Origin of the sequence: Pseudomonas sp., assembly GCF_030683065.1 — a bacterium.
In the GTDB taxonomy this organism is placed as follows: Bacteria; Pseudomonadota; Gammaproteobacteria; order Pseudomonadales; family Pseudomonadaceae; genus Aquipseudomonas.
In genome coordinates, this window is the sequence record NZ_JAUXMX010000050.1 from 136708 (window position 1) to 142984 (window position 6277).

Annotated in this window: 9 protein-coding genes; all 9 read left to right on the forward strand. The window is 46.2% G+C overall.

From position 1 onward, the window contains the following. Positions 1 to 64: 64 nt before the first annotated feature. The 9 genes from Q8K09_RS16990 to Q8K09_RS17030 all read left to right on the forward strand — a co-directional run bounded on the left by Q8K09_RS16990 (position 65) and on the right by Q8K09_RS17030 (position 6144). Positions 65 to 520: a hypothetical protein gene (locus Q8K09_RS16990; RefSeq protein WP_305256171.1), complete on the forward strand. Its 456-nt coding sequence runs from the start codon at positions 65 to 67 to the stop codon at positions 518 to 520. 70 nt (positions 521 to 590) lie between these two features. Next, a complete protein-coding gene (locus Q8K09_RS16995; protein WP_305256172.1) occupies positions 591 to 923 on the forward strand; it encodes a hypothetical protein in 333 nt (110 codons plus the stop codon). Between the two features lie 111 nt (positions 924 to 1034). Next, entirely contained in the window at positions 1035 to 1856 is an 822-nt protein-coding gene (locus tag Q8K09_RS17000; RefSeq protein WP_305256173.1) for a type I restriction enzyme HsdR N-terminal domain-containing protein, read from the forward strand. Between the two features lie 154 nt (positions 1857 to 2010). Further along, positions 2011 to 2823: a hypothetical protein gene (locus Q8K09_RS17005; protein ID WP_305256174.1), complete on the forward strand. Its 813-nt coding sequence runs from the start codon at positions 2011 to 2013 to the stop codon at positions 2821 to 2823. A 95-nt stretch (positions 2824 to 2918) separates the two neighbouring features. Further along, positions 2919 to 3500 carry a hypothetical protein gene (locus Q8K09_RS17010; protein ID WP_305256175.1) on the forward strand — a complete coding sequence of 194 codons (582 nt, stop codon included), beginning with the start codon at positions 2919 to 2921 and terminating at the stop codon, positions 3498 to 3500. Between the two features lie 121 nt (positions 3501 to 3621). Next, entirely contained in the window at positions 3622 to 3834 is a 213-nt protein-coding gene (locus Q8K09_RS17015; RefSeq protein ID WP_305256176.1) for a hypothetical protein, read from the forward strand. 177 nt (positions 3835 to 4011) lie between these two features. Then, positions 4012 to 5517: a cell division protein ZapE gene (zapE, locus tag Q8K09_RS17020; RefSeq protein ID WP_305256177.1), complete on the forward strand. Its 1506-nt coding sequence runs from the start codon at positions 4012 to 4014 to the stop codon at positions 5515 to 5517. 140 nt (positions 5518 to 5657) lie between these two features. Continuing rightward, positions 5658 to 5837, forward strand: coding sequence for a hypothetical protein (locus tag Q8K09_RS17025; protein ID WP_220778136.1), 180 nt, complete (start codon positions 5658 to 5660; stop codon positions 5835 to 5837). A gap of 103 nt (positions 5838 to 5940) precedes the next feature. Then, entirely contained in the window at positions 5941 to 6144 is a 204-nt protein-coding gene (locus Q8K09_RS17030; protein WP_305256178.1) for a hypothetical protein, read from the forward strand. Positions 6145 to 6277 lie beyond the last annotated feature (133 nt).

A 6277-nucleotide genomic window follows, 5' to 3' on the forward strand; every position in this document is an offset into this window, starting at 1 on the left:
CACGCCCTGAAAAGCGTAACGACACCATGTGGTGTCTATTTAACCTTAGGCTTAAGGGATAATCATGGCCACTCAAGAGGAGCTTGAAGTTCACCGAAGGCTCCATGAATCACAAGACAAACACACATATTTCCTACTCGCAGCAGTCGGCGCTTGCGTAGGTTTTTCAATAACACAGAGCAATCAGGTAGCTTTAGGTATTCAGCAATTGCCGTTAGCAATTGCTGTGATCATGTGGGGGCTAAGTTTTTACTGTGGCTGCAGATATCTACAGACAAAACAATTAATAACACATGCAAACACAGAGTATTTAAAAGCGGAAAACGGGCGACATCCTTCTTCTGGCACTGAACCGGCAAAAATAGCTGTAGTCATGTTTGCAATTAGAGAAAGCATTAATAGCTCAGGAACAAGAGCATCTCGCTATCGGACAGCACAATTCTATCTATTCATATTTGCAGTTATATTCTATGTATTTTGGCATGTTATTAAAATGTGGGAGCGCACACCAATTGCCTAACAAATTCAAATCGCTCGCTCCGCTCGCTGGGACGGGCTAAAGCCCGCCCCTTAACCAAACGTTAGCCCGCATGGGTAAGTTCATGGGTATCGCACTTGAAAGCCTGGATAGACTATCGATTCGCGCCCTTGCGGAGAAGCACTCCGCAGAGCTTCGAGACGTAGCGCAATCTGGCGGAAACGTCTATCAAGCATCACTAGACCAGCAAGACAGAATCACAGAGTTTTCCAGCACCTTAGCTGAAGAAGATGTAATCAAGTACCTCAATATTTACTCCGAAGAGCTCGAAGCTTGTTCCAGCAAACAAATGATGAGACAACCGCTCTTCTTGCTGAGGCGCAATCTTCAAATGAGGCTGCAGCAGCGTTCGGCGGGTTCATTGGGCTTGCGATACTTATCTTAATCATCTTCATGATGTTCCGCCTAATGCTGCCTAACCATTCATTCAAGCCGACGCCGCTTCGCGGCGCGGCTTATTTCAGGCATTAGATGTCACCTTTATTTGAGACTGCGCATGGCCCTAACACAATCAGATAAAAGCATTGCCAGAGCGATTAAATGCGATGTAGAGAAATCCTCTACCGGATCAAAGCGTTTAAAACTACGAACACTCCTGAATAAGTTTAGAATTGAAAAAAGATCAGACGCTAACACTGCAAAAATCACAGAATTGCTAACTCATGAAGGGCTGACAATTAACCCCCCTATTGTTAGGTTCGGAGAGCGCTGGGAAATATCACAGCAGGACTGGATATATTTATCCTGCGACGCACTTCCAGAGCAACCAACGCCATCAGCATTATCAACATGGAATGCAGATGGCTGGTTCGATAGGATTTCAGAGCTAGAACTCCGAACAGAAAAAGAAGTTGAAACAAAATTTATAATACCATTGCTAACTCGCCTTGGTTATGGGGAGGATGATAGATACGACGGCATGCCTGTTCCCGCAGCGCATGGATCCCGAAATACAACTCTTGTCATAGACTTCGCCCTATTCAACAACAGTGATAACTCATTAAGAAATCAACCTCTACTAACAGTTGAGGCAAAAAAAGAAGGGCGCCTGCTTAAGCAGCAAGAACTTTTAAATGCGCACAACCAAGCAAAAAGCTATTGCCTCTGGACTCAATGCGATTTCTTCTTGGTAACTGATAGCAAAACAGTTCAACTGTTTCATATCTCACGAGGGAGAATTGGACAGCTCTCACCAATATTTTCATGCGAGAGAGAGTTTCTATCTTCATGCTTTGGTGAGCTTTATGCCCGAGCTTCCAGAGAGGCACTGACAAACTACTATTTATCCAAATTTTCCACGACTGAAGAAACCAGCTAATTATTTGCATTATTTAAAGATACCCGGTTAATGTGTACAGAATGCCATTTAACAACTGGTATTAAAATCGCCCGCTTCGCTCCCTGGGACTGGCTTAAGCCCGCCCCTTAACCAAACGTTAGCAGCAAGCGTAAGCATTCAAAAGGGATCGTGAATGAAACAAATAAATTTTAAAATTTCATATCACCACGGCGATGCAGAAGATGGCCGACTTGATATGTATGATGCATCAGTTTCTCTGCAAGGTTTTGCAAAGGCGCTATCTATTACAACACACGCCTTATTAAATGATGGAGAAATAAGAAAGAAAGGAAATACAATTAACGGTGCTAAGTTATATATAAATCCTTCACGCAAGGGTAGCTTCGAGGAGCTTATTACTTTAGTCGTAGCCGACCCTTTCGCTGTAGCAATTGGCACAAGCGTTATCGCAAACGTATTCTATGACCTTATAAAGTGGACTTGGTCAAAAACACTAGACCAAGATTACACGCCAGAAACAGCTCAAGTTAAAAAACTTCAAGAACGTATCGAGCCATTTATTGGCGAAATGGAGGAGGCCTTAGAAACACCTCTAGAGCAAGCACATCGCCCAATTAAAAAATGCAACGACATGGTAATTGTTATTAAACGAAGCCGTATTGGCGAGGTTGTGAAGCTGGACGCTGAAACTTTAAAAAGCGTTTCTATTCAAACCGAACAAGCAATTATTCGTAACATTTCTGGCAATGTAACCCGCTACAATATTCTTTCCGGCATCGGTAGGTTCTACGACGACAACTTGGAGAAAACGGTTTCATTCAAACTAGAAGAGAATGCAAGTTCTTCCCAGCGCCGCCGAATTACATGGTCACTTCATCATGCCCAAGAACAAGGCCAAGGAAAAATTAGTTTAGATGTAAAACGCGTCGTTTCTGCAAAAGGTGTTATCCGACGTTACTTGGTTCAGAATGTTTCCCGCGCTTAAGAGCTGCTAACAAGGCGCTCAAATCGCTCACTTCGTTCGCTGGGACGGGCTAAAGCCCGCCCCTTAGCTTAATCGTTAGAAGCCAAGGAGAGAACATGGATTGGCTAACATTTTTCAGCAGCGCAATTAATTCTCTTGCTTGGCCTGCAACGCTGATAGTCTTGCTTATATTAATACGTAAGCAACTGCCTCAAATTGCGAAGTCCTTACGTCGCCTCAAGTACAAAGACATAGAGGTTGAGTTTGGTGAAACAGCAAAGGCAATCGCCAACGAAGTTAAAGCTATAGTTCCTGCTGCGCAGGCAGAAAATAAAATAGCAGGCCAAGAAAAAGATGAAGTCAAAGCAAGGTTGGAAGCAATTGCTGAATTAGCGCCTCGCGCAGCAATTCTTGAATCTTGGTTACAGGTTGAGGCTGCCGCCGCAGATGTAATACGTCAAAATAACCTTGGTGCCTCCACTATCTACCCGGGGCCAATGCGCCTGCGTGATAGCCTTTTTAAAGGAGGTATTCTGAACAATCGTCAAATAGCTATCTTTGAGAAACTCCGAACCTTAAGAAATGAAGCAGTCCATGTACCTGAGGCTGAGTTCACTAAGGCTGCAGTTTCTAACTACATAGAGTCAGCTATAGCAATTGCCTCCTATCTTGAAGGCCGTGCAATGGCTTCTAACTAGTGGTTCAAATCGTTCGCTTCGCTCACTGGGACGGGCTAAAGCCCGCCCCTTAACCAAACGTTAGGCCACACATAGAAACCGTGGGTCATCCACACAACCCCTATCTCACAAGGAATATCTAATGGGCATAAGTGAACTCTTAAATAAAATTCATCCGAAAGATAATGAAGGAAATCAAACTAACGCCAATAAGGGCTCGGCTGGCACAAATCTGCAATATGACCAAGCGCAAGGGAATCGTGGAAAACAACTTAATCCAAACCAAAATAAAGTAAGTCCAGACGCCGACGACATGGATGAGGGCGATGTTTTTTGGCACGACAGCAGTGATTAATTAACCAGTGAAAGCCTAAATAAATGTTAGGACGCAAATGGGGCGGAAATCGGGGTCAGATTAAGGTTTCCCATTAATCTTCTTCTGACCCCAATTACTCGTAGACCTGAGACAATCGAAAAAAGCGGGAAGAAGCGGACTTGATCGTACTTTCCTTACCATGTTGATAAACTCATCATGTTGATGATGAAGACGGTGATGAAGACGGTGATGAAGAATATGGCAGCACAACATCGCGTTGCTCGGCGGTCCCTCCCGACAGGCCCCGTGACAGCGGCGTATGAACGCAAGGTGGATGCGGAGGAGGTGCGACGAGATGACGCGCAAGTCGCTCTGGCGGCAAAACTCGATGCCCTGCACGAGTCTCTTACCTCGCTCCCACCAGTACCCCTGCGCACCGACAGACCGACAGAGAGCAGCTCTACAAGCAGCAGTCCGCTGTTACTGTTACTGACGCGATCCTTGGCATCCGCTCAGTCCTTTCTTCGAAAGAAATTCCATTTGTGGTCTTTTGGTCCACCACCGCGAGGCATGTACATTCATGGACCGGTCGGGGTCGGCAAGAGCTTTCTAATGGATCTCTTTTACGCGTCGGTTAATGTTCCTGATGATTCTTGCTGTAATAATGACAGCCACAGCTTCAAACACGTCAAAATTACCAAACGCCGTGTCCACGTTCATGAATTCATGCTAGACGTCCATCATCGAATCTTTGTCTACAAACAGAAGCACCCACGAGATGATGCGATACCCATCATTGCGCAGCAATTGGCACAGGAAGCCCAACTCCTCTGTTTCGATGAATTTCAAGTAACAGACGTTGCCGATGCCATGATTTTGAAACGACTTTTTTTATTATTATTAGATTGGAATGTCGTGGTGGTGGCCACCTCGAATCGCTCCCCCGATGCCTTGTATGAGGGAGGCATTAACCGATCCCTCTTTTTGCCATTCATAGACATGTTAAAACACACGTTCGACATTATCTCCATGGAGGATTCCGCCAAGGATTATCGACTCGAAACTCGAGCTGATGGTCAATCCTATTTTTGGTCAAACAAGGATGTTCACGGCGATAATAATAGTGATAACAACATGCAGGCGCAGTTGAAAGAAATATTTGGTGGCACTGCATCCGAAACTGAGGCCGAGGCCATTCACGTACCCTTCGGTCGCACCGTCCAGGTCGCCCGATTGAATGACCGGTGCGCCTGGTTTGACTTTTCCGAGTTATGCTACCAACCACTCGGCGCGGCCGATTATATTTCCCTCTGCGACCGATTTCAGGTCCTCATCATGGACCGGGTGCCGCAATTAGACGCCAATCACCTCGACGAAGCGCGACGATTCGTGACCCTCATTGACGTGTGTTATGAATCTCGCACCCGCTTGGTGCTAGCGGCAAAAGTCCCGCTCGATGAATTATTTGTCGAGTTTGAAGCGCAAGTTGAAAGCAGTGATGGAAATGAAGAGTTGTTTGTCAGTGAGAAGGGGGGAAACTCGAGTTCCTTTGCGACGACCATGATTCGCACCAAAGAGGGTGAACAATTTGAGTGGTCGGCGACGGGTCGAAGTGGCGTGTCACTGGCACAATTATCGGCCGCCAATGATCTCGCCTTTTCCTTTCGACGAGCCGCGTCTCGGTTGGTAGAAATGGGTGGAAAGGAATGGGGACGGCAATGACGAAAGCTCTTTACCTTGCAAACCATTGAACCTATGGCAGATTTTTACCTAGGAAACACACGGAACGTAATTGGGGTCAGATGAAGGTTTTCGCCTAAATGTTCATCTGACCCCAATTTTCCCGCATTGGTGCGTTCATCATGATTTATCTTGTTGAACATAGAGACGGTGAGACTAAGGTTAAAGAGAACCGGATATTTCTGGCGCTGCCGTTAGGAAATGGAATTCAAAGAGAATTTGAGCCATACGGCGTGGCACACGGTATTGCCTCTGGCACCGGTGGTGACGTTGCATCCTTCATCTGCAGAGTCATTGCTTAACAAATCAATCAAGTTCGTTCCGGGCCTGAGGGCCCTGCACCGGACAGCCCTTTCGCTGCGCTGCAGGGCTGCCGCTTATTTTCGGCGTTAGGCACAAACAGCCATGAAGAACCTACAAATCCTGAAATTACTTGCGGGCATTGGCGTCCTAGCTACCTTTCTGTCTTGGCTCCTTGAGGATTTTGAGTGGCTTTCTTCTGCCCTTTTAAATATCGGTTCCGGCATCGTAACGTCAGTTGTTCTTATATATGCATATGACCTATTAATTGAAAAGCAGCAAGCACACAACAAAGGGGACACCCATTAGCCGACCCAACGTCAAGACTCAAAGCAACCCGCTCTGCTTTTAATAGCAGAGTGTTCCCAACCCCGAACCTGGTTAGTTGGCCGGTCGAACCCGTTTCCTCGTACATGGCTGCGACCGAGTCGCGCCAGTCACC

Coding starts and splice junctions, on each gene's coding strand:
- Q8K09_RS17010 (WP_305256175.1), top strand. CDS start 2,919: ATGGATTGGCTAACATTTTTCAGCAGCGCAATTAATTCTCTTGCTTGG.
- Q8K09_RS17025 (WP_220778136.1), top strand. CDS start 5,658: ATGATTTATCTTGTTGAACATAGAGACGGTGAGACTAAGGTTAAAGAG.
- Q8K09_RS17030 (WP_305256178.1), top strand. CDS start 5,941: ATGAAGAACCTACAAATCCTGAAATTACTTGCGGGCATTGGCGTCCTA.
- Q8K09_RS16990 (WP_305256171.1), top strand. CDS start 65: ATGGCCACTCAAGAGGAGCTTGAAGTTCACCGAAGGCTCCATGAATCA.
- Q8K09_RS16995 (WP_305256172.1), top strand. CDS start 591: ATGGGTAAGTTCATGGGTATCGCACTTGAAAGCCTGGATAGACTATCG.
- Q8K09_RS17005 (WP_305256174.1), top strand. CDS start 2,011: ATGAAACAAATAAATTTTAAAATTTCATATCACCACGGCGATGCAGAA.
- Q8K09_RS17015 (WP_305256176.1), top strand. CDS start 3,622: ATGGGCATAAGTGAACTCTTAAATAAAATTCATCCGAAAGATAATGAA.
- zapE (WP_305256177.1), top strand. CDS start 4,012: ATGTTGATGATGAAGACGGTGATGAAGACGGTGATGAAGAATATGGCA.
- Q8K09_RS17000 (WP_305256173.1), top strand. CDS start 1,035: ATGGCCCTAACACAATCAGATAAAAGCATTGCCAGAGCGATTAAATGC.